Origin of the sequence: Nonomuraea sp. NPDC047529, assembly GCF_040642995.1 — a bacterium.
Lineage (GTDB): Bacteria > Actinomycetota > Actinomycetes > Streptosporangiales > Streptosporangiaceae > Nonomuraea.
Genome location: NZ_JBEYTJ010000034.1, coordinates 79,937 through 100,105, shown reverse-complemented (window position 1 = coordinate 100,105; position 20,169 = coordinate 79,937). Strand labels below are relative to the sequence as shown.

24 protein-coding genes and 1 tRNA gene are annotated in these 20,169 nt (G+C 69.6%); 10 read left to right on the top strand and 15 right to left on the bottom strand.

Going from position 1 to position 20,169, the window contains the following annotated elements:
* Positions 1-129: 129 nt before the first annotated feature.
* The 3 genes from ABZ815_RS39085 to ABZ815_RS39075 are packed head-to-tail and all read left to right on the top strand — an operon-like array spanning position 130 to position 2,920.
* A complete protein-coding gene (locus ABZ815_RS39085; RefSeq protein ID WP_357706254.1) occupies positions 130-1,518 on the top strand; it encodes a replication initiator in 1,389 nt (462 codons plus the stop codon).
* The gene (locus tag ABZ815_RS39080) at positions 1,515-1,700 is read left to right on the top strand and encodes a helix-turn-helix domain-containing protein (RefSeq protein ID WP_357706253.1); all 186 of its coding nucleotides are present in this window, start codon (positions 1,515-1,517) and stop codon (positions 1,698-1,700) included. The genes ABZ815_RS39085 and ABZ815_RS39080 overlap by 4 nt, the downstream gene beginning before the upstream one ends.
* A complete protein-coding gene (locus tag ABZ815_RS39075) occupies positions 1,697-2,920 on the top strand; it encodes a tyrosine-type recombinase/integrase (protein WP_357706252.1) in 1,224 nt (407 codons plus the stop codon). The genes ABZ815_RS39080 and ABZ815_RS39075 overlap by 4 nt, the downstream gene beginning before the upstream one ends.
* A 46-nt stretch (positions 2,921-2,966) precedes the next feature.
* Here ABZ815_RS39075 and ABZ815_RS39070 read toward each other — a convergent pair whose 3' ends face one another.
* The 3 genes from ABZ815_RS39070 to rlmB form a co-directional block, all read right to left on the bottom strand.
* Entirely contained in the window at positions 2,967-3,164 is a 198-nt protein-coding gene (locus tag ABZ815_RS39070) for a DUF2283 domain-containing protein (RefSeq protein ID WP_357706251.1), read from the bottom strand.
* A gap of 103 nt (positions 3,165-3,267) precedes the next feature.
* Positions 3,268-3,340, bottom strand: a tRNA-Thr gene (locus ABZ815_RS39065).
* Between the two features lie 20 nt (positions 3,341-3,360).
* The gene (gene rlmB / locus ABZ815_RS39060) at positions 3,361-4,329 is read right to left on the bottom strand and encodes a 23S rRNA (guanosine(2251)-2'-O)-methyltransferase RlmB (RefSeq protein WP_357706250.1); all 969 of its coding nucleotides are present in this window, start codon (positions 4,327-4,329) and stop codon (positions 3,361-3,363) included.
* Positions 4,330-4,480: 151 nt separating this feature from the next.
* On the opposite strand from rlmB, the gene ABZ815_RS39055 reads away from it, so the two are divergent.
* The gene (locus ABZ815_RS39055; RefSeq protein ID WP_357706249.1) at positions 4,481-5,179 is read left to right on the top strand and encodes a class I SAM-dependent methyltransferase; all 699 of its coding nucleotides are present in this window, start codon (positions 4,481-4,483) and stop codon (positions 5,177-5,179) included.
* A 251-nt stretch (positions 5,180-5,430) separates the two neighbouring features.
* Here ABZ815_RS39055 and cysS read toward each other — a convergent pair whose 3' ends face one another.
* The gene (gene cysS, locus ABZ815_RS39050) at positions 5,431-6,822 is read right to left on the bottom strand and encodes a cysteine--tRNA ligase (RefSeq protein WP_357706248.1); all 1,392 of its coding nucleotides are present in this window, start codon (positions 6,820-6,822) and stop codon (positions 5,431-5,433) included.
* Positions 6,823-6,865: 43 nt separating this feature from the next.
* Positions 6,866-7,252 (bottom strand): PPOX class F420-dependent oxidoreductase, encoded by a 387-nt coding sequence (locus ABZ815_RS39045; RefSeq protein WP_357706247.1) that lies wholly within the window; start codon positions 7,250-7,252, stop codon positions 6,866-6,868.
* Between the two features lie 59 nt (positions 7,253-7,311).
* Here ABZ815_RS39045 and ABZ815_RS39040 point away from each other — a divergent pair, with 59 nt between their 5' ends.
* Positions 7,312-8,286: a DUF2637 domain-containing protein gene (locus ABZ815_RS39040; protein WP_357706246.1), complete on the top strand. Its 975-nt coding sequence runs from the start codon at positions 7,312-7,314 to the stop codon at positions 8,284-8,286.
* A 101-nt stretch (positions 8,287-8,387) separates the two neighbouring features.
* Here the strand turns inward: ABZ815_RS39040 and ABZ815_RS39035 are convergent, their stop codons facing one another.
* The 4 genes from ABZ815_RS39035 to ABZ815_RS39020 form a co-directional block, all read right to left on the bottom strand.
* Entirely contained in the window at positions 8,388-8,657 is a 270-nt protein-coding gene (locus tag ABZ815_RS39035; protein WP_352355438.1) for a GlsB/YeaQ/YmgE family stress response membrane protein, read from the bottom strand.
* A 98-nt stretch (positions 8,658-8,755) separates the two neighbouring features.
* A complete protein-coding gene (locus tag ABZ815_RS39030; RefSeq protein WP_357706245.1) occupies positions 8,756-9,043 on the bottom strand; it encodes a GlsB/YeaQ/YmgE family stress response membrane protein in 288 nt (95 codons plus the stop codon).
* A gap of 184 nt (positions 9,044-9,227) precedes the next feature.
* Positions 9,228-9,698: a 2-C-methyl-D-erythritol 2,4-cyclodiphosphate synthase gene (gene ispF / locus ABZ815_RS39025; RefSeq protein WP_357706244.1), complete on the bottom strand. Its 471-nt coding sequence runs from the start codon at positions 9,696-9,698 to the stop codon at positions 9,228-9,230.
* 17 nt (positions 9,699-9,715) lie between these two features.
* A complete protein-coding gene (locus ABZ815_RS39020) occupies positions 9,716-10,198 on the bottom strand; it encodes a CarD family transcriptional regulator (RefSeq protein WP_020544658.1) in 483 nt (160 codons plus the stop codon).
* 250 nt (positions 10,199-10,448) lie between these two features.
* Between ABZ815_RS39020 and ABZ815_RS39015 the strand changes: the two genes are divergently transcribed.
* Positions 10,449-11,030: a copper chaperone PCu(A)C gene (locus tag ABZ815_RS39015; RefSeq protein WP_357706243.1), complete on the top strand. Its 582-nt coding sequence runs from the start codon at positions 10,449-10,451 to the stop codon at positions 11,028-11,030.
* A 55-nt stretch (positions 11,031-11,085) separates the two neighbouring features.
* Here ABZ815_RS39015 and ABZ815_RS39010 read toward each other — a convergent pair whose 3' ends face one another.
* The gene (locus ABZ815_RS39010; protein ID WP_357706242.1) at positions 11,086-11,778 is read right to left on the bottom strand and encodes a response regulator transcription factor; all 693 of its coding nucleotides are present in this window, start codon (positions 11,776-11,778) and stop codon (positions 11,086-11,088) included.
* Positions 11,775-12,956, bottom strand: coding sequence for an ATP-binding protein (locus tag ABZ815_RS39005; RefSeq protein ID WP_357706241.1), 1,182 nt, complete (start codon positions 12,954-12,956; stop codon positions 11,775-11,777). The genes ABZ815_RS39010 and ABZ815_RS39005 overlap by 4 nt, the downstream gene beginning before the upstream one ends.
* A gap of 123 nt (positions 12,957-13,079) precedes the next feature.
* Between ABZ815_RS39005 and phoU the strand changes: the two genes are divergently transcribed.
* Together phoU and ABZ815_RS38995 are read left to right on the top strand one after the other, a co-directional pair.
* The gene (gene phoU, locus ABZ815_RS39000) at positions 13,080-13,724 is read left to right on the top strand and encodes a phosphate signaling complex protein PhoU (protein ID WP_357706240.1); all 645 of its coding nucleotides are present in this window, start codon (positions 13,080-13,082) and stop codon (positions 13,722-13,724) included.
* A 191-nt stretch (positions 13,725-13,915) separates the two neighbouring features.
* Positions 13,916-14,650, top strand: coding sequence for a class I SAM-dependent methyltransferase (locus ABZ815_RS38995; RefSeq protein WP_357706239.1), 735 nt, complete (start codon positions 13,916-13,918; stop codon positions 14,648-14,650).
* 686 nt (positions 14,651-15,336) lie between these two features.
* Here the strand turns inward: ABZ815_RS38995 and ABZ815_RS38990 are convergent.
* Genes ABZ815_RS38990 through mshA form a run of 3 tightly spaced genes read right to left on the bottom strand, consistent with a single transcriptional unit; the run spans position 15,337 to position 17,919 of the window.
* Positions 15,337-16,080 (bottom strand): phosphoglyceromutase, encoded by a 744-nt coding sequence (locus tag ABZ815_RS38990; RefSeq protein WP_357706238.1) that lies wholly within the window; start codon positions 16,078-16,080, stop codon positions 15,337-15,339.
* A gap of 38 nt (positions 16,081-16,118) precedes the next feature.
* Positions 16,119-16,598 (bottom strand): YbjN domain-containing protein, encoded by a 480-nt coding sequence (locus tag ABZ815_RS38985; RefSeq protein WP_357706237.1) that lies wholly within the window; start codon positions 16,596-16,598, stop codon positions 16,119-16,121.
* Positions 16,599-16,641: 43 nt separating this feature from the next.
* Entirely contained in the window at positions 16,642-17,919 is a 1,278-nt protein-coding gene (gene mshA / locus ABZ815_RS38980; protein ID WP_357706236.1) for a D-inositol-3-phosphate glycosyltransferase, read from the bottom strand.
* A 93-nt stretch (positions 17,920-18,012) separates the two neighbouring features.
* Between mshA and ABZ815_RS38975 the strand changes: the two genes are divergently transcribed.
* Together ABZ815_RS38975 and ABZ815_RS38970 are read left to right on the top strand one after the other, a co-directional pair.
* Positions 18,013-18,759, top strand: a complete 747-nt coding sequence (locus ABZ815_RS38975; RefSeq protein ID WP_357706235.1) for an SDR family NAD(P)-dependent oxidoreductase — start codon at positions 18,013-18,015, stop codon at positions 18,757-18,759.
* 5 nt (positions 18,760-18,764) lie between these two features.
* On the top strand, positions 18,765-19,556 hold the full coding sequence (locus ABZ815_RS38970) for a class I SAM-dependent methyltransferase (protein ID WP_357706234.1): 792 nt from the start codon (positions 18,765-18,767) through the stop codon (positions 19,554-19,556).
* 62 nt (positions 19,557-19,618) lie between these two features.
* On the opposite strand, the gene ABZ815_RS38965 is transcribed toward ABZ815_RS38970, so the two are convergent.
* Positions 19,619-20,128 (bottom strand): O-acetyl-ADP-ribose deacetylase, encoded by a 510-nt coding sequence (locus ABZ815_RS38965; RefSeq protein ID WP_357706233.1) that lies wholly within the window; start codon positions 20,126-20,128, stop codon positions 19,619-19,621.
* Positions 20,129-20,169 lie beyond the last annotated feature (41 nt).

Below are 20,169 nucleotides of genomic sequence, written 5' to 3'. Positions count from 1 at the left end.
CGACGGCAACGGCATCGACAACCACGGCGCATAACGCGCAGCGCCCCCGGCCTGGCCGCACATCCGCCAAGACGACTGCCAGGTCGAGGGCCATCCCTTCACCCGAACGAGCGAAAGGAGGTCTCCATCTTGCCCACAACCCACGCCACCGCGCACGCCAAAGCGGGCATGATCGCCCGACTCAACCACCCCGACTACGACCGCTGGGCCAACCAGATCCGCGCCACGGGCGGTTGCCGCCAGCCCATCCAACTACGCGGCAAGGTCGACCACTACGACCGCGCCACCGGCCAACTCCTGCACCGCTACACCACCCGTACCGAACCCGACGGCATCCTGCGCGTCCCATGCAAGACCCGCCGGGCCACCCGCTGCCCCGCGTGCGCCGAGACCTACCGCGCCGACACCTACCACCTCATCCGCGCCGGCCTCGTCGGCGGCAAGGGCGTCCCCGAGACCGTCACCACCCACCCAACCCTATTCATCACCCTGACCGCCCCGTCCTTCGGCCCGGTCCACACCCGCCGTGAACACCACGGCAAGGCCCAGCCCTGCCACGCCCGCCGCAACGCCACCACCTGCCCACACGGCCAGGCCATGTCCTGCACCGCACGCCACAGCAAAGATGACCCGCGCCTGGGTGAACCGCTCTGCCCCGACTGCTACGACTACGCCGGCTCCGTCCTGTTCAACGCCCTGGCCCCGCTGCTGTGGAAACGCTTCGCCGACTCCGTACGCCGCCACCTGGCCAAACTCGGCGGCCTCCTCCTCAAGGACCTCCGCCACCACCTCACCCTCTCCTTCGCCAAGGTCGCCGAATACCAGCGCCGCGGCGTCGTCCACTTCCACGCCGTCATCCGCCTCGACGGCCCCAGCGGCCCCGCCACACCGCCACCTAGCTGGGCTACCAGCGACGTACTCACCCAAGCCATCCAGCACGCCACCAAAGCCGTCACCGCCAAAGCTCCCGCCTACGCCGACCAGCCCGAACGAGTGCTGCGCTGGGGCAACCAACTCGACCTCCGCCCCATCACCCTGAACGGCGACCTCACCGACCAAGCCGTCGCCGGCTACATCGCCAAGTACGCCACGAAGGCCGCCGAATGCGTCGGCACCCTGGACCGCCGCATCAACCCCCTCGACGACCTGACCCTGTACAACCTCCGCGACCACGCCCGCCGCCTCATCACCACCTGCATGGCACTCGGGACCGAACCCGACCTCGCCGACCTCTGCCTCGCCGACTGGGCCCACATGCTCGGCTTCCGCGGCCACTTCTCCACCCGCTCCCGCCGCTACTCCACCACCCTCGGCGACATCCGAGCCGACCGCGAACACCACGCCCGAGAAAGCGAGATCACCACCGGCCGCCTCCCGCTCTTCGCCGAAGACGCAGTCCTCGTGATCAGCGAATGGCAGTACGCAGGCAAGGGCCACTCCCTTGGGGACGCGCTCCTCGCCGCCGCCCTCACTGAAACGCCGCCAGCGACGTTCGAGTACGCAGGTAGCCGCCCATGACCCGGCTACTCCTCACGGTCCCCGAAGCCGCCGAAGCCCTGGCCATCTCACGAAGCAAGCTCTACCAACTGCTCGCCGTCGGCGCCGTCACCTCGATTCGCATCGACGGCTCCCGCCGCATCCCCGTATCTGCCCTCACCGACTACATCACCCGTCTGACCAGGAAGGAGGTCGCCGTATGACCAAGACCCTCATCGGCACGCCGGACGAGCAGCCGCGCAAAAGGAAGGCACCGAAGCTGCGCGACGGCGTCATGAAGCGCGGCAACACCTGGTCGTACGTCATCCGCGTCAAGGATCCTGAGACCGGCGAGAGCAAGCCGCGCTGGGTGAGCGGCTTCGCCACTGAGGACGACGCCAAGGCCGCCCGCGACGAAGCCAGAGTGAGGGCACGGCGCGGCGAGTACATCGATCGGAACGCGATCACGGTCGGCGCATACCTCGCCGAATGGATCGAGGGGCACGCCGTCGAGATCAAGCCGCACACCCTCAAGGGCTACCGCGACATGATCCGCCTCTACATCGCGCCTCGAATCGGCGCGGTCCGCTTGCAAGCACTACGTCCCTCAGCGATCACCAAGTTCTACCGCGACTTGCTGACGAGCGGGGGCAAGAATGGCGGCCCACTGGCGGCGAACACCGTCAAGCACGTCCACACGGTGCTCCGTAAGGCCCTCACGGACGCCGTACTCGTGGACGAACTACTTCCCAACAACCCGGCCGAACGCGCCAAGCTCCCGCGCGTCCAGGCCACGGAACCGGGCATGATCTGGACCCCTGCCCAGCTCCGCGCGTTCCTCGGCACCACACAAGAGCATCGCCTGTACGCCTTCTTCCACCTGGCCGCCTACACCGGCGCGCGACGCGGGGAGCTGCTCAACCTCCGTTGGACAGACGTCGACCTGGACAAGCCGCAGATCCACATCACCGGCACGGCGGCAGTGATCGACCGCCAGCGGGTCGAAGGCACCACCAAGAGCGGACGTTCCCGCGTGGTGTCCCTCGACCTCGGCACAGTAAAGGTCCTCAAGGCCCATCGCGCCCGCCAGGACGAGGAACGCCTCCGCCTAGGCGAATCCTGGAAAGGCGGCGGCGCATACGTCTTCACCACCGGGTGGGGAGATCCGCTGTTCCCCGACACACCCAGCTCCTTGATGCCCAAGGTCATCAAGACCCACAACGAACAGAACCCGAATGCCCAAGTCCCGCACGCCCGCCTGCACGACCTTCGCCACATCCACGCCACGACTCTGCTCCTGGCCGGCGTCCCCGTCCACGTCGTGGCGGCCCGCCTCGGCCATGCCGATCCCGCCATCACGCTCCGGGTCTACGCGCACGTCATCACCGAGCAAGCGGCGACCGCCGCGGACGTCTTCGCCGAAGTACTCAGAAGCACGGCCTGATGTCACGCACAACGAGGGCTCTCCACCTTCGGGAGGGCCCTCTTTTCTATTGTCCGGGCCACTCAGCCAGGATCTCGATGCCGATCACACGCCCATCGGCATCGAGGTCCAAGTTGACCATCGCTTCATCCATCGTGACCGTCCTCGCGACCCCACCCTGAGCGATAGGACCCCGCAGGTAGACGTACGCAGCTCCGGCCTCAGGGTCGTAGGTCCATGTACTCGGGTGCTCTTCCAGAGCCACGAGATCTCTTGTTAGCAAGGGTGTTAGCAAGATCGCGACATTGTCCTGACAAACAAGGAAGCCCCTGACGGCATAACGCCTGTTCAGGGGCTTCCTGTTGCAGAGCCGACGAGGGGAATCGAACCCCTGACCTTCTGTTTACAAGACAGATGCTCTGCCGATTGAGCTACGTCGGCACGGCCTACCAGTGTAGACGCTAGCGGCGCCTGTGACGAGCGACCTCGTACAGTGCCACACCGGCGGCGACTCCCGCGTTGAGGGATTCAGCCGCAGCCTGCATCGGGATGCGGACGACCACGTCGCACTGCTCTCGTACCAGCCGCCCGAGGCCCTTGCCCTCGGAGCCCACCACGACCACGAGCGGCTCGGCGAGGAGGTCGGCGTCGCCGATGTCGATCTTTCCGGCGCCGTCGAGGCCGACGATGAAGAGCCCGGCTTCGCGGTATTCGCGGAGGGCGGCCGTCAGGTTGGAGGCGCGGGCGACGCGGAGCGTGGCGAGGGTGCCGGCTGAGGTCTTCCAGGCGCCACCCGTCACACCGGCCGAGCGGCGGGACGGGATGAGCAGGCCATGCGCGCCGAAAGCGGTCGCGGAGCGGGCGATGGCGCCCAGGTTGCGCGGGTCGGTGACCGAGTCGAGCGCCACGATCAGCGGGACCTCGGCCGCGTCCTGGGCGAGTTCGACCAGCTCGGACGGGTGAGCGTAGTCGTAGGCCGGGATCTGGAGCGCGATGCCCTGGTGGACGGCGCCCTCGGTCAGCCGGTCGAGCTTGTCGCGGGAAACTTCGAGCAGCGCGATGCCGCGCTCCGCCGCGATCTTGATGGAGTCGCGGACGCGGTCGTCGTTCTCGACGCGCTGGGCGACGTAGAGGGCGTTGGCGGGCACGCCGGCCTGCAGCGCCTCCAGCACCGGGTTGCGGCCGCCGACGTATTCGGGGGCGTCCTCGGAACGCTTCTGCCGGACCGGGCCGCTGCCCGGACGGCGCGTGTCGCCGCGCTCTTCCCTGGCGATGCGCTCGGCCCTGGCCTTGTCCTTGAACCAGTGGCGCGCCTCGGCAGGCGGCGTCGCACCCCTGCCCTCGAGCGACCGGCGCTTCTGGCCCCCGGTGCCCTTGGAGGGGCCTTTCTTCTTCGCGGGCCTGCCCGATGCCCTACCGCCTGCTGCCATGCCATCAAGGGTATCGGCCCGCCGACCCACCCGATCCCGCCGACCATGGCCCGCCCGAGTCCGACGCGCTTCCTGACGCGAACCGCCACGAATCACCATGACCCCCGCAAGCACCACCACCCGCCCCGAACGCGAGTTATCGTCCTTGGCCATGACTGAGTCCGCCTACCTCCACACCACCCGGACGGCCTATGACACCGTCGCCCCCGAATACGCCGAACTGCTCAGGAACGAACTCGACGGCAAGCCCCTCGACCGGGCCATGCTGGCGGCGTTCGCCGAGCACGTGCAGGGACCGGACGCCGGAGAGGTGGCGGACCTCGGCTGCGGTCCGGGCCGCGTCACCGCCCACCTCCATTCCCTCGGGGTGAACGCCTTCGGCATCGACCTGTCCCCGAGGATGATCGACGTCGCCCGCCGGAGCCACCCCGGCCTGCGCTTCGACGTGGGTTCCATGACCGCGCTGGACCTGGCGGACGCGTCCTTGGCCGGCGCCGTCGCCTGGTACTCGACCGTCCACACCCCGCCGGAGCTGCTGCCGACGGTGTTCGCCGAGATCCACCGGGTCCTGGTCCCGGGCGGCCATCTGCTGATCGCGTTCAAGGTCGGCGACGAGCGCCGCCACCTCAGCCAGGGCTATGGGCACAAGCTGTCGCTGGACGTCTACTGGACGCCCCCCGAGCTCGTCGCCGACCTCCTCGCCAAGGCCGGACTGTCGCTGTACGCCCAGCTCATCCGCGAACCTGACGACAGCGAGAAGCCCCGCTCAGGCCGGCAGGCCTTCTTCCTGGCCCACAAGCCCGAAAACTCCCCGGGCCACAAGCCCGAAGCCTCCGAACCCCGCTCCTAGCGGAAGACCTTCGTCCGCGCCGTCGAAACACTGACAGAAGGTGTCAGCGACCGCAGGTAGCGTGCCAGCCGTCCTCCCGCATGCATACCGACCGTCGCCCTCGAAGGAACAGCAGACATGATCCGCGCATCGACGGCTATCACACGATCGTGATCGAGGCGACCGACGCCGCCGTCACGGCCCTGCGCCGCTGACGGCCCCGGATCGACGGCGGGCGCGAAAGGAGCCCGCCGTCGAGAACCGGCGAAGGGTCAGCGGGCCAGCTCCCAGCGGGCCCCGTGCGGCGTGTCCTCGACCGTGATGCCCGCGTCGGTGAGCTGGTCGCGGATCGCGTCGGCAGCCGCGTAGTCCTTACGGGCCCGCGCGGCCTTGCGCTGCTCCAGGGCCACCGCGACCAGCGCGTCGACCACCGGCGACAGGTCGGAGCCGGCCCCGCGCCACTGCGGCGAGCGAGGGTCGAGGCCGAGCACGTCGAGCATGTTCTGGGTCTCGGCGAGGAGCCGGGCGATGGCTTCCTTGTCGCCCCGCGCCAGCGCCACGTTGCCCTCGCGCACCACCTCGTGCACCACGGCGAGCGCCTGCGGCGTGCCGAGGTCGTCGTCGAGCGCGTCGGCGAACGCCTGTGGAAGAGGCGCGTCGGCGTCGACGTCGTGGATCACCTCGGCGGCGCGGATGACGAAGCCCTCGATCCGCTGGTACGCCGCCGCGGCCTCCAGCAACGCCTCCTCGGAGTACTCGATCGAGGAACGGTAGTGCGGCGCGGCCAGGTAGTAGCGCAGCTCCACCGGACGCACCTTCTGCACCATCTCGGGGATCAGCAGCGAGTTGCCGAGCGACTTGCTCATCTTCTCGGCGCCGATCTTGAGCATGCCGTTGTGCATCCAGTAGCGGGCGAAGCCGTCGCCGGCCGCCTGCGACTGGGCGATCTCGTTCTCGTGGTGCGGGAAGATCAGGTCGATGCCGCCGCCGTGGATGTCGAACGTCGGTCCGAGGTACTTGGTGGCCATCGCCGAGCACTCCAGGTGCCAGCCGGGACGCCCGAGCCCCCACGGCGTGGGCCAGGTCGGCTCGCCCGGCTTGGCGCCTTTCCACAGGGCGAAGTCGCGCGGGTCGCGCTTGCACGTCTCGTCGTCGGTGTCGGCCGCGGCCCGCATGTTCTCCAGCTTCTGGTTGGAGAGCTTGCCGTAGTGGTCGGCGTAGGACTGGACGCTGAAGTAGACGTCGCCGCCCGAGGCGTAGGCGTGGCCGCGCTCGATCAGCCGCTCCATCAGCGTGATCATCTCGGGCACGTGGCCGGTCGCCCGCGGCTCGACGGTGGGCGGCAGGCAGCCGAGCGTGTCGTAGGCCCAGGTGAAGGCCCGCTGGTTGCGCTCGGCGACCACGAACCAGGGCACGGACTCCGAAGCCGACACCCTGATGATCTTGTCATCGATGTCGGTGACGTTGCGGCAGAACGTGACGTCGTATCCGGAGCGGGTGAGCCAGCGCCTGAGCACGTCGAAGTTCACGCCCGAGCGGATGTGCCCGATGTGCGGAGGAGCCTGCACGGTCGCCCCACACAGGTAAATCGACGCCCGGCCGGCTTCGACCGGAACGAATTCACGGATGGCGCGCGTGCTGGTGTCGTAGATGTGCAGGCTCACAAAAGAAAGGCTAACGCCTCGGAGGCCCTTGTAGGCCGATTACTCAGCCTCGCAGCGTGACCTTGTCCGGACGGATCCGGATGATCAGCCGCTCGGTGCCCGGCTTGTCCGTCCAGGGGCCGCCTGTGTACTTCTGGGCCAGCTCCTGGATCAGCGCGCCCTCGGGGTCCTCCTCGATCGTCACCCGGCCGCGCACCTCCAGGTAGCGGTAGGGGTTGCCGGGGTCGATGACCAGCAGGCTCGTACGCGGGTCGCGCTCGAAGTTGCGCGGCTTCACCCGCCCCCGGACGGTCGAGAACAGCACCTCGTCGCCGTCCGTGCACACCCACACCACGGTCGACTGCGGCCCGCCGTCGGGGTTGATACTGGTCACCGTCGCATGGTTCGGGGCATCAAGGAGTTCGCGCGCTTCTTCCGGCAGCTCGGGCATGTGTCTCCCTCGATCGGTCTTGATCCCCATTCTTCTGTAGTCTCGAAGGCGCCATGGACGTGACTCCCCCCTCTACGCTCCGTCGCCTGGGCATCGCCCTGGCGGGGCTCGCGGTGGCCGCTCTTACCGGAGCCGCCTGCGCGCTGTCCTTCGACGATCTGCGTGCGCTGGCCATCACCGGCGAGGCGCGGCAGGACCTCGCCTTCCTCTATCCGGCCGCCTTCGACGCGCTGCTCGTGGTCGCGCTGCTCGGCGTGCTGCTGCTGCGGCCCGCCCGGCCGCTGGTGCGGGCGCAGGCCGCCACCGTGCTGGTCCTGCTCATCGTGGCCGCCGCGGCGGCCAACGTGGCGACCGCGCTGCGGTTCACCTTCGACGCGCGCCAGGTGGCCGTGGGCGTGGCCCTGGCCCCCTGGGTCATGCTGGCCCTGGCCCTGTGGCTCTGGCTGCTGCTGATCAAGCACGTCCAGGCGCACCGGGGTGCGGCGCGCGAGGAGGACGAGGACGACCTCGTGCCCTTCCATCCGGGCCGGGCGGCCGACACGCCGCCGCCGCTCGTGACGGAGGCGCCTCCGCCCGTGCTGGAGCCCACGCCGCTGGTCGGGCCCACGGCCGCGCCGGAGACGCCGCCGGTCCCGGCCCAGGTGTCCGAGTGGCGGGCCTTACCGCAAGAACCGGAGCCCGAGCCCGAACCCGAGCCGGAGCCGGAACCCACGCCTGAGCCCGAGCCCGAGCCGGAACCCACGCCTGAGCCCGAGCCGCTGAAGCGGCCGGTCCGGTGGGGCGACCGGGTCAAGCCGACCGACGTCCTGGTCCACCCGCGTACCGACACGCGCGACGTCGACACCCGTGACGTCGACACCCAGCCCGTCCCCGTGATCGAGGACGACCTCGGCGACCGTCCGGCCGACGACGGGCCTCAGACGCGCCACAGCGACTCTGAGGACACCGCGCCGCACCCGGTGGTCCACGAGGACACCCGGGCCCCGTCCGGCCGCCTGCGCAGCACTCCGCGCCCGCCGGACCCCGAGGAATGACCCAGGGCGCCGACCGACACCCCGAAAACTGAGAGGCCCGTCCGGGATCATCCCGGACGGGCCGTTTCGTGTACGTCTATCTCGTCTGCCCCGCGCCTGCGCTAGACCCTGGAGCCGCGCCGCAGTCCGGCGACCAGGCCGACACCGACGACCGCCAGGACGACCTGCATCACCAGCTCGATCCAGTCGATGCCGGGGGTCGTCTCGACGCCGAGGACCTGGGCGATGAGCGTGCCCAGCAGGGCGGCGACGATGCCGACGACGATGGTGAGGATCCACCCGATGGCCTGCCTGCCGGGAAGCAGCAGGCGACCGATTGCGCCGATGACGGCGCCAATCACGATGGCGCCAAGGATGGACTGAATGGTCATGACACGAAACCTCCCCGTGAGGGTGAGCCGTTCACTCTCACGGGGTGCTTCGCTACCCGATCGCCGGCGATTATGCGCCGGCTTTACGAATGACCAGGTCAGGTCGTGGTTCGCCCGCTGCGTCCGCCGCGTCCGATGCCCAGCCGCGTCACCAGGAGCACGCCGACCACCGCCAGCACGAGCTGGAGTATGTGTTCGAGCCAGTCGATGCCCTTGGTGTCGGCCCAGCCGAACGCCTGTGCGATCAGCGTGCCGATCAGCGCGGCCACGATACCCACGATGAGCGTCAGGCCGATGGACATGTTCTGCCTGCCGGGCACTATCAGCCGGGCCAGCGCACCGACGATTGCGCCGATGACTACTGCGGAAACGATCGCGCCGATCATGTGTAGCTCCCCCCGAGACGTTCACATGTCTTAGAGGTGGACATACCCGACACCTGGGAAAACTACCCCCGGAAGGCGGCGGTCCGTACCGCGCCAGTGACGAACCGCCGCCCCCACAGTTGGCGGGTTCGGCGACGACCCGCCGGGACACCCTCACGTATCCCACACATATGACGCGGAACGCCTAGGAAAGGTTGGCCACGACAGCCGTCGCGATGGCGGCGATCCCCTCGCCGCGCCCGGTGAGCCCGAGCCCGTCGGTTGTGGTGGCCGAGACGCTCACAGGCGCCCCCACGGCGCCGCTGAGCGCCAGCTCGGCCTCGGTACGCCGAGGAGCCATCTTGGGACGGTTGCCGATCACCTGGACGGCCACGTTGCCGATCTCGAAGCCCGCCGCGCGCACCTGGCGGGCGGTCTCCTCCAGCAGCGTGACCCCTGAAGCGCCCGCCCAGCGAGGGTCGGACGTGCCGAACAGCCCGCCCAGGTCGCCCAGGCCGGCCGCGGACAGCAGCGCGTCGCAGGCGGCATGCGCGGCGACGTCGCCGTCGGAATGGCCGTCGAGCCCGATCTCCGTCGGCCAGTGAAGGCCGGCGAGGCTGAGCTCACGCCCCGAGTCGGCAGAAGCGAACGGGTGGACGTCGACTCCGACGCCCACCCGTGGAAGATTCGTGTTCAGGAGTTGAGAACCTCGTCGAGCAGGGCCTCAGCCTTGTCCTCGTTGGTCTTCTCGGCGAGCGCGAGCTCGCTGACCAGAATCTGACGAGCCTTCGCGAGCATGCGCTTCTCACCCGCTGACAGGCCGCGCTCGCGGTCGCGACGCCACAGGTCGCGAACCACCTCCGCAACCTTGTTCACATCGCCGGACGCGAGCTTCTCCAGGTTCGCCTTGTAACGGCGCGACCAGTTGGTCGGCTCTTCCGTGTGCGGCATCCGAAGAACATCGAAAACCCGCTCAAGGCCTTCCTGGCCGACGACGTCGCGCACACCGACGAGTTCCGCGTTTTCTGCTGGCACCTGGACGGTAAGGTCGCCCTTGTCGACCTTGAGCACCAGGTAGGTCTTTTCCTCACCCTTGATGGATCGCGTCGTGATTGCTTCGATCCGAGCAGCCCCATGGTGGGGGTAGACGACAGTGTCGCCGACCTGGAAAGTCATGTGACAAGTACCCCTTCCGCTGTACTCCAGGGTACCACGCGTCCACAGGCTCCCGGAACAGTGAAATCCTCATAACTGCAGGTCAAAGCCGCATATTGGGGCTTGACAAGTCCTCGACTGTATGAATCGCATTTCCGGACATAGCGAATGACCTGCAGGGGTGCGGATATGACCATGGATTCAGGTGGATATGGTAGGCGCTGCCCAACACGCATGCGCCTTACCGCGCAAGACCAAGGAGAACCCGCACGTGACCAGCCGTCGCTGGATTGTCGTAGCCGCCGCGTTCTTGGCAGCCCCCGTGCTCGCGGGCTGCGGGGCAGGATTCGACGCCAACACCAACAAGCCGTACGCCCCTAACGAGGCGGTCGCACTCATCGACCAGGGTGCTTATGGCACGCGCGGCATTCACATCCCGCAGGCGTTCATCCTCGGCCCCGACTCCGGCGCCCAGCTCGCCTGGCGTGGTTCGGCCCCGATCTACCTGAACATCCTCAACACCGCGAACGCCGCCGACACCCTCCAGGCCGTCTCCGCGGGCTCGGTCGGGGCCGTGAAGGTCGCCACGCCGATCCAGCTTCCCCCGAACCAGCTCGTCAACACCGGCAAGCCGCAGCCGCAGCTGATGCTGGAGGGCATCTCCACGAGCCTCAGAGGCGGCGAGAGCATCCGCCTGGACCTCCAGTTCGCCAACGCCGGGACAGTGTCCCTGACCGTCCCTGTGGTCACGCGCAGCCGTGAGTTCAAGGACTACCCCGCCGCCCCCAACGCCACCCCGGCTCCGACGCCCTCGGCGTCCGCCACTCCCGAGGCCACCGAAGAGGCCCACTGACGGCATGAAAAAACCCTTGTTCTGGTACGAACCCACGTACCAGAACAAGGGTCGTTCATTCCTCGGCGGCGTCGAACTTGTAGCCCAGGCCGCGCACGGTGAGGATGCAGCGCGGGTTGGACGGGTCCGCCTCGATCTTGGCGCGCAGGCGCTTGACGTGGACGTCGAGGGTCTTGGTGTCGCCCACGTAGTCGGCGCCCCAGACGCGGTCGATGAGCTGGCCGCGGGTGAGCACCCGGCCGGCGTTGCGCAGCAGCACCTCCAGCAGCTCGAACTCCTTCAGCGGCAGCTGCACCTGCTCGCCGCGGACCGCGACGACGTGCCGGTCGACGTCCATGCGCACCGGGCCGACGGCCAGGACGGCCGTCTCCAGCTCCTCCACCACGTCGCCCTGACGGCGCAGCACCGCGCGGATGCGCGCCACCAGCTCCCGCGAGGAGAACGGCTTCGTGACGTAGTCGTCGGCGCCCAGCTCCAGGCCCACGACCTTGTCGATCTCGCTGTCCTTGGCGGTCAGCATGATGACCGGAACCTTCGAGCGCTGCCGCAGCGAACGGCACACCTCGGTGCCCGGCAGGCCGGGCAGCATCAGGTCGAGCAGGACGAGGTCGGCGCCGTTGCGGTCGAAGGTGTCGAGCGCCTCTGGCCCGGTCGCCGCGACCGACACCTCGAAGCCCTCCTTGCGCAGCATGTAGGACAAGGCGTCGGAGAAGGACTCCTCATCCTCAACCACTAGGACTCTGGTCATTTTGCGGCCTCCAGGGGAATCGAGGGTGGTACTGCCACCGCCGTGCCGCCGAAGGCGGGCAGACGGAGGGTGAAGGTGGAGCCGGAGCCTTCCTTGCTCCAGACGGACACCTCGCCCGCGTGGGCCGCGGCGACGTGCTTGACGATGGCCAGGCCGAGCCCGGTGCCGCCGGTCGCCCGTGATCTGGCCGCGTCTACGCGGAAGAAGCGCTCGAAGATGCGCTCCAGAGACTCCTCGGGGATGCCGATGCCCTGGTCGCTGACGCTGATCTCGACGGAGTCGCCGGCCGGACGGACGCTGACCACGACCCGCGTGTGCTCGGGACTGTAGGCGACGGCGTTGTCGATGAGGTTGCGCAGGGCGGTGACGAGCAGCTCGTCGTCCCCCCAGATGCGCAGCCCCTCGGTGCCGCCGGTGACCAGCGTGATGTCCTTGGCCACCGCCTTGGTGTTGCAGTGGTCTATGGCGTCGTGGATGGCCTCGTCGATGGCGACCTGGCCCGGGGTGGGGATGGGTTCGGCGCCCTGGATCCTGCTCAGCGTGATCAGGTCCTGGACCAGGTAGGTGAGCCGGGCGGCCTCGTGCTGCATGCGCCCGGCGAAGCGGGTGACCGCCTCGGGATCGTCGGCGGCGTCCTGGATGGTCTCGGCCAGCAGGCTCAGCGCGCCCACGGGCGTCTTCAGCTCGTGGCTGACGTTGGCGACGAAGTCGCGGCGCACGGCCTCGACCCTGCGCCGTTCGGTCTGGTCCTCGGCCAGCACCAGCACCTGGCCGTAGGAGCCGAGGGGGGCGACGCGGACGGCGAAGTTCGTCGTCTCCTGGCCGAACTTGTGACCGGCGACGTCGATCTCGCTCTCGCGGATCTCGCCGTCGCGGCGTACCTGTCTCGCCAGTGCGAGCAGCTCCGCGGCCATCAGCCTGTCGCCCTTGACCAGCCCGAACGCGCGCGCGGCCGAGCTGGCGCGCAGCACGCGGTCGTGCGCGTCGAGCACGACGGCGGACGAGGGGAGCACGGCGAGCACGGAGGCCACGCCCTGCGGCAGCGCCGCTCCGGTCTCGACGCCGTCGGCTGGATCGGTCCTCTTCGGAGCCTCGATCTGGTTCCTGTAGAACAGGACCGCCAGGGCTCCCACGACGAACCCGGCCAGGGCCGCGAAGCTCATGGCCATCTCACTCATGCCTCCGATGGTAGGTGGCGAAGTCCAAGGGACAGACCTCTCACCTGCGGATGAACGGCCCTTTCCTGGAAAGTTCATCTCGCAGTAGAGGTTCGTTCATCAAGCGCCACGTACGGTGACGACATGCGCGACGCGTACCATGAAGAACTTGATCTCCTGACGGGCAAGCTGGTCGAGATGACGAGGCTGGTCCGCTCGGCCATCTCCCGTGCCACCACGGCCCTCCTCGACGCCGACCTCCAGCTCGCCGAGAGCGTCATCTCCCGCGACCAGGAGGTGAACGCCATCTTCGCCGACATCGAGACGTCGATCTTCGAGCTGATGGCCAGGCAGCAGCCGGTGGCGGTGGACCTGCGAATGGTCATCACGGCGCTGCGCATGGGCACCGACCTCGAACGCATGGGCGACCTCGCCGTCCATGTGGCCAAGGTGGCCCGGCTGCGGCACCCCGACTCGGCGATTCCGCCCGAGACGCGCTCGACCATCGTGGAAATGGGGCAGATCGCCGAGAACCTGGTCACCAAGGCCGGCAGCTGCGTGGCGTCCAGGGACGTCGAGTCGGCCCTTGAGCTGGAGCAGGACGACGACGCGATGGACCGGCTGCACCGGCGGCTGTTCCGCAACATCCTGGCCAAGGACTGGCAGCACGGGGTGGAACCCGCGATCGACATCACGCTGATCGGCCGGTACTACGAGCGGTACGCCGACCACGCGGTGCGCGTGGCGGGGGACGTCGTCTACATGGTCACCGGCGCCCGTCCCAGCTAGCCGCTTCCCGAAGCCCGGCGGCACCATCCGGGGGGTGCCGCCCGGCTTCGCCTGCCCTTCGGCGTGGGAGTCACGGGACGCGCGATCCGGCTGGACAAACAGCGGCGAGCGCGCTCAGATACCTGCGAAACGCCCCGCGTCCTGGGGAAAAGCGGGTGCGGCGTGGTCTCCGCCTGTGGCAGGCTCCGCCGGTGAATCGTGAACAGATCTCCCGACTCGCCCATGCGGATCATCCGATCGCGGCTCCGCTCGACGACGACTCGGTGCGCCGCCTTCTGGACCGCGCCCTCCCCCAGGGCGACTCACGCGTGCTCGACCTCGGCTGCGGCGGCGGCGAGTGGCTGCTGCGCGCGCTGGGGGCGTACCCCAAACTGCAGGCGGAGGGCGTGGACGTCGCCGAGGGCGCGCTGGCCCACGCCGCGGAGAGCGCGGAGGCGCTCGGCGTCCGGGACCGTCTCGTCCTCCATCGTGAAGACGCCGCCGAGTTCAGCTCCCCGCACGCGTTCGACCTGGTGATCAGCGTCGGGGCGACGCACGCGTTCGGCGGCCTGCTGCCCACGCTCGCGGCGGCGCGCGAGCACCTGGCTCCCGGCGGACGCGTCCTGGTCGGGGACGGTTTCTGGGCCCGTGAGCCCTCGCCCGAGGCGGTGGAGATGCTGGGCGAGCTCACCGACCTGCCGACCCTGATGGACCGCGTCACCGCCGACGGCTGGATGCCGGTGCACGGCCACATCAGCACGCGCCAGGAGCTCGACGACTACGAATGGGCCTGGACGGGGTCGCTGGCTTCATGGGCTCTGGACAATCCCGACCATCCAGACCGGTGCGAGGCGATCACGACGGCCAACACCCACCGCGCCGAATGGCTGCGCGTCTACCGGGACGTCTTCGGGTTCGTCAGCCTGGTCCTGCGCCCGACGTTCTGATCCCGCGTCCGACGTTCTGGTTGACGAGCGTCTCGCCCTGATCACGTCACGAGACCGCCTGCCCGGCTCCTGCACACATGCCGCCGCGCCAGTTCACCCCAAACCGCGGCGGCCCGGGCGTACGGCCCCCTGGCGGTCTCCTCGTGATCCCCTCGCTCGGCGACCCGCCGTACGAAGAACTGCGCCGCTTCGAAGCACAGGACGTACTCCTCACAACAGGACGCTTCGACCACGCGTACGAGTCCGCGCGAGACGTGGGGCTCCCACATGGGCACGGTCAGACCGTCCCGCCTGGAACGCCGGCTTCACCGGGGGAAGGAAGAGGGCAGGAGCGCTCAGCCCTGGCAGAGGTGCTCACATCCCCGAAAGCATAGGCACCTTGGCGCAGAACGTCCCACACATTTCACTGTCCGGCATCAGTGACATAGCTTCCCGCTCCGACGGCCCACTCGCCCACAGCTTCGAGCCCCGCCCTGGATCGGACGTCCGGGCACGTCAAGCCGGCTGTGGCAGCCTGATCCGTCCTGAACCGGCCGACGGGCGCACCCAGGCCAACGCCGGGGAGCGCGAGGGGACGGGAGTCCTCTCGCACGGGGGTGCGGGGCTTGCCCCCGTAGAAGAGTGCCGCGCAGCGCCCCAGGGCGAAGCCCCTGGCTTGAGGGCCGGGGGCTTGCCCTCGGGACGTGTCAGCGGCCTTGGTTGGCGACTGCTTCGATGGCGGACTTGGCGGCCTCCGGGTCGAGGTAGCGGCCGCCCCGCACCTTCGGCCGGAAGTCGGCGTCCAGCTCGTACGCCAGCGGAATCCCCGTAGGGATGTTGAGCCCCGCGATCTCCTCGTCGCCGATGCCGTCGAGGTGCTTGACCAGCGCCCTGAGGGAGTTGCCGTGCGCCGCCACCAGCACGGTGCGCCCGGCCGCCAGATCGGGCACGATCTCGTCGTACCAGTACGGGAGCATGCGGTCGACGACGTCCTTCAGGCACTCCGTGCGCGGCATGAGCTCCGGCGGAAGGAGGGCGTAGCGGGGGTCGCCGACCTGGGAGTATTCGTCGTCGTCCGCGATGGGCGGCGGCGGCACGTCGTACGAGCGGCGCCAGAGCATGAACTGCTCGTCGCCGAACTCCTCGCGCGTCTGGGCCTTGTTCTTGCCCTGCAGGGCCCCGTAGTGGCGTTCGTTCAGCCGCCAGCTGCGCTTGACCGGGAGCCAGAGCAGGTCGGCCTCGCCGAGGGCGAGCTGGGCCGTCTGGATGGCCCGGGTCATGAGGCTGGTGTGCAGGACGTCCGGCCGCAGACCGGCCTCCTGCAGGAGCCGGCCGCCGCGCCGGGCCTCGTCCTCGCCCTTGGCCGACAGGCTGACGTCCACCCAACCGGTGAACAGGCCCTTCGCGTTCCAGTCGCTCTCACCATGCCGTAGCAGCACCAAAGTCGCCATGCGGCAATCCTATGGCCGCCGTGCCGAGCGGCAGGAGGTCACCGTCCGGGGTCGGCGAAACGGGCGAAGGCCTGCAGGTTGGCCAGGGATTCGCCGCGTTTGGCGCGCCACTCCCACTCCCGCCTGATGGACGAGGCGAAACCCAGCTCCAGAGCCCGGTCGAACCAGTCGTCGGAGTACGTCAGCACGCAGCCGAGCAGCCGGTCGACCTCCTCCTCGCTGACGGCGGCCAGCGGCACCCGGCCGACGAGATAGACGTCGCCGACGGGGTCGAGGGAGAAGTGCACGCCGTACATGCCGCCGTTCTTGCCTAGGAGCCAGCGGTAGAACTCCTCGTGGTTCTCGTCCGGCTGGCGGCAGAAGAACGCCTCGACGTGCAGCACCCGCTCGCCGACGATCAGCCAGGTCATGGTGGCGAGCTTGTGCTGTCCGGGCAGTTTGACCAGGAACGCCCCAGGCCGCGGCTCGTCGTAGGAGACGTCCGCGGCCTTGAGCGCGGCTTCGACGACATCGCGCATGGGATACAGCTTAGGAGCGCGCGCCGTACGGCCATGAGGCCCGCTAGAAGTTGAGCGCCACGGGCACCTTGTGCAGATTCGCGACGGCGCCCGCGTACACCTCCATGAGCCGTCCCGCCGTCGCCTGCCAGCCGAAGGCGGCCGCGTGCGTACGGGCCCCCCGCGACAACTGCTCACGCCATTCCGGCGTGGTGACCAGACGATGCAGGACACGGGCCCATTCGTCCGGATCGTGCCCGTCCACCAGCACCCCGGAGACACCGTCGTCCACCGCGGTGCGCAGTCCGCCCACCGCCGCCGCGGCGACCGGCGTCCCGCACGCCTGCGACTCCAGGGCCACCAGCCCGAACGACTCGCTGTACGACGGCACCACGGTCACGTCCGCCGCCCGGTACCAGTCGGCCAGTTCCTCCTGCGGAGCCGGCGGCACGAGCCGGACGACGTCGGAGATGCCCAGCTCACCGGCCAGTTCCGTGAGGATGGACGGCCGGGCGAGCCCGTTGCCGGACGGCCCGCCGACGCACGCCACGACCAGGCGGCCGCGCAGCGAGGGGTCGTCGATGAGCATGCGCGAGGCCGCGCGCAGCAGCACGTCGGGGGCCTTGAGCGGCTGGATGCGGCCCACGAACAGCAGGACGCGGGCGTCCTGCGGCAGGTCCAGCCGCTGCCGGGCGGCGCCCTGTGAGGCGGGCTGGAAGACGGTGAGGTTGACGCCGGGGTTCACGACGGCCACGCGCTGCTTGGAGGCGCCGTACAGGTCCATGAGCTCGCGGGCCTCGTCGGCGGTGTTGGCCACGAGGCGGTCGGCGATCTCGACGACCTGTTCCTCGCCCACCACGCGGGCCTGGGGCTCCGGCTTGTCGTCCTGGGCGAGCAGCAGGTTCTTGACCTTGGCCATGGTGTGCATGGTGTGCACGAGCGGCACGCCCCAGCGCTCCTTGGCCAGCCAGCCGACCTGCCCGGACAGCCAGTAGTGGGAGTGGATGACGTCGTAGCGGCCGGGGTCGTACATGGCCTCGGTGCGCAGCACCTCGGACAGGAACGCGCAGAGCTGCCCGGGCAGGTCGGCGCGGTCCATCTCCTCGTACGGCCCGGCCGTCAGGTGGCGCACCAGCACGCCGGGGGCGAGTTCGGCCACGGGCGGCTGGTCGCGGGCGGTGGCCCTGGTGAAGATCTCCACCTCCACGCCGAGTTGCGCCAGTCTCCTGGCCGACTCGACGATGTACACGTTCATGCCACCGGCGTCGCCCGTGCCGGGCTGGTCCAATGGCGATGTGTGCATGCTGATGGTCGCGACCCGGCTGACCCGTCGTCGCCTCACTCGACATCACCTCCAAGCGGAATACAACTATCCAGATTTTTTCGACATTCCCTGCCGCGGTTCACACCGCGTTCGCCCTGGCAGGATGAGGGCATGCAGAGAACGGCAGTGGTGACCGGGGCGAGCGGCGGGATCGGCGAGGCGACCGCGCGGCGGCTCGCCGCTGAAGGCTATGCGGTGGTGGCGGGCGCACGGCGCCGCGACCGGCTGGACAAGCTGGCCGCGGAGGTGCCCTCGATCAGGCCGGTGACGCTTGACGTGACCTCTCAGGAGTCGGTTGACGCGCTGGTCGGCTCGCTCGACCGCTGCGACGTGCTGGTCAACAACGCCGGTGGCGCGCTCGGCATGGAATCGGTCACGGACGGCCTTCTCGACGACTGGCAGCAGATGTACGACACGAACGTACTCGGCTCCCTACGCATGACCCAGGCGCTGATCCCCAAACTCGTGGCGTCCGGCGACGGCGTCCTGGTGATGCTGACCTCGACCGCGGCCCTGGTCTCGTACGAGGGCGGCGGCGGCTACGTCGCGGCCAAGCACGCCCAGTCCGCGATGGCCGAGACGCTCCGCCTTGAGCTGGTCGGGCAGCCGGTCCGGGTGGTCGAGATCGCGCCGGGCATGGTGAGGAGCGAGGGCTTCGCGGTCACCCGCTTCCGCGGCGACGAGACGGCCGCCGCCCGCGTGTACGAGGGCGTCCCCGGCCCGCTGACCTCCGAGGACGTGGCCGACGCCATCGCCTGGTGCGTGACGCGCCCGTCCCACGTCAACATCGACCGCCTGGTGATCAGGCCGCGCGCCCAGGCCGCACAGCACAAGGTGCACCGCGTCAGCGGTGGCTGAGCCGGATGGCCAGACCGGTCGGCGCGATCACGCGCGGCACGACGTGGCACAACCGGCTGCGCCGGGTCGACCGCTGGACGGCCGCCGTGCACGGCCCGGCCCTGCGCGCCGCCGTCCGCCCGCTCGTCGTCGACCTCGGCTACGGCGCCTCGCACACGACCACGCTTGAGCTGTTCACCCGGCTGCGCGCGGTCGCGCCCGACGTCGAGGTGGTCGGCATCGAGATCGACCCGGCCAGGGTGGCCCTGGCCAAGCCGTACGAGCGGGAGGGGCTGAGCTTCGCGCTCGGCGGCTTCGAGCTGCCCGTCCCCCGCCCGCCGACGCTGGTACGCGCCTTCAACGTGCTGCGCCAGTACGGCGAGGCGGAGGCGTGGCACTACTGGGACGTGCTCTGCGGCAGGCTGGCCCCCGGCGGCGTCCTGGTCGAGGGCACCTCCTCCGAGACCGGACGGCGGGCGATCTGGGTGGGCCTGTCCCCCGACGGCCCGCACACCCTGACGTTCTCCGCCCGTTTCGACGCCTTCGAGCGGCCTTCGGACCTGGCCGACCGCCTGCCGAAGACGCTCATCCATCGGAACGTGCCGGGCGAGCGCATCCATGCGTTCCTGCGCGACTTCGACCACGCGTGGGCGGTCAGCGCCCCTTATGGGGTGCACGGGCTGCGGCAGCGCTGGCTGGCGTCCGTACGGCTGCTGGCCGGGCAGTGGCCGGTGGCGGTGCGCCCGCCGCTCGGCGGCCCGGCGAGGTGGCGGCTCGGCGAGCTCACCCTGCCCTGGTCGGCGGTGGACCCGCGCTAAGAGGAGAGCTGCCCGCGGCGGACCCGCGCTGAAGACGGAGAGCCGGGCGCGGAACACCTCGGCTATGAGGAGAGCTGCCCGCGGAACACTTCGTAGGCCGCGGCGTCGAACAGCACGAACCTGACCTCCTCGACCGACGTCCCGGCCGCGCGCACGGCGGTCACGGCGATGCGCGCGGCGTCGTCGAGCGGCCAGCCGTAGATGCCGGTGGAGATCGCGGGGAAGGCCACCGTCCTGGCGCCCAGCGCGTCCGCCACCCGCAGCGACTCGCGGTGGCAGGAGGCCAGCAGCTCGGAGCGGTCCTGCGACCTGGAGTAGACCGGCCCCACCGTGTGGATCACCCAGTGGGCCGGCAGCAGCCCGGCGGTGGTGGCGACGGCCTGGCCGGTCGGCAGGCCCCCGCCGAGGTGCCCGGCGCGCAACAGCCTGCACTCCGCCAGGATCTCCGGCCCGCCGCGCCGGTGGATGGCGCCGTCGACGCCTCCGCCGCCGAGCAGGGAGGAGTTGGCCGCGTTCACGATCGCGTCGGTCCGCTGCTCGGTGATGTCTCCCTGCACCAACGTGACATTCATCTCACCCAGCCTGCCAGCCGCGGTTCCGCGTCGCCACTTGC

Bases quoted from the DNA above. Each gene is read 5' to 3' on its own strand.
- ABZ815_RS38975 (WP_357706235.1), top strand. From the start codon at position 18,013: ATGCAGAGAACGGCAGTGGTGACCGGGGCGAGCGGCGGGATCGGCGAG.
- ABZ815_RS39045 (WP_357706247.1), bottom strand. From the start codon at position 7,252: ATGCCCGAGCTGCCGGAAGAAGCGCGCGAACTCCTTGATGCCCCGAAC.
- ABZ815_RS38970 (WP_357706234.1), top strand. From the start codon at position 18,765: ATGGCCAGACCGGTCGGCGCGATCACGCGCGGCACGACGTGGCACAAC.
- ABZ815_RS39010 (WP_357706242.1), bottom strand. From the start codon at position 11,778: ATGACCAGAGTCCTAGTGGTTGAGGATGAGGAGTCCTTCTCCGACGCC.
- phoU (WP_357706240.1), top strand. From the start codon at position 13,080: ATGCGCGACGCGTACCATGAAGAACTTGATCTCCTGACGGGCAAGCTG.
- ABZ815_RS39035 (WP_352355438.1), bottom strand. From the start codon at position 8,657: ATGACCATTCAGTCCATCCTTGGCGCCATCGTGATTGGCGCCGTCATC.
- ABZ815_RS38985 (WP_357706237.1), bottom strand. From the start codon at position 16,598: ATGCGCGATGTCGTCGAAGCCGCGCTCAAGGCCGCGGACGTCTCCTAC.
- ABZ815_RS38990 (WP_357706238.1), bottom strand. From the start codon at position 16,080: ATGGCGACTTTGGTGCTGCTACGGCATGGTGAGAGCGACTGGAACGCG.
- ABZ815_RS39005 (WP_357706241.1), bottom strand. From the start codon at position 12,956: ATGAGTGAGATGGCCATGAGCTTCGCGGCCCTGGCCGGGTTCGTCGTG.
- ABZ815_RS39080 (WP_357706253.1), top strand. From the start codon at position 1,515: ATGACCCGGCTACTCCTCACGGTCCCCGAAGCCGCCGAAGCCCTGGCC.
- ABZ815_RS39055 (WP_357706249.1), top strand. From the start codon at position 4,481: ATGACTGAGTCCGCCTACCTCCACACCACCCGGACGGCCTATGACACC.
- ABZ815_RS39030 (WP_357706245.1), bottom strand. From the start codon at position 9,043: ATGATCGGCGCGATCGTTTCCGCAGTAGTCATCGGCGCAATCGTCGGT.
- ABZ815_RS39020 (WP_020544658.1), bottom strand. From the start codon at position 10,198: ATGACTTTCCAGGTCGGCGACACTGTCGTCTACCCCCACCATGGGGCT.
- ABZ815_RS39075 (WP_357706252.1), top strand. From the start codon at position 1,697: ATGACCAAGACCCTCATCGGCACGCCGGACGAGCAGCCGCGCAAAAGG.
- ABZ815_RS38965 (WP_357706233.1), bottom strand. From the start codon at position 20,128: ATGAATGTCACGTTGGTGCAGGGAGACATCACCGAGCAGCGGACCGAC.
- rlmB (WP_357706250.1), bottom strand. From the start codon at position 4,329: ATGGCAGCAGGCGGTAGGGCATCGGGCAGGCCCGCGAAGAAGAAAGGC.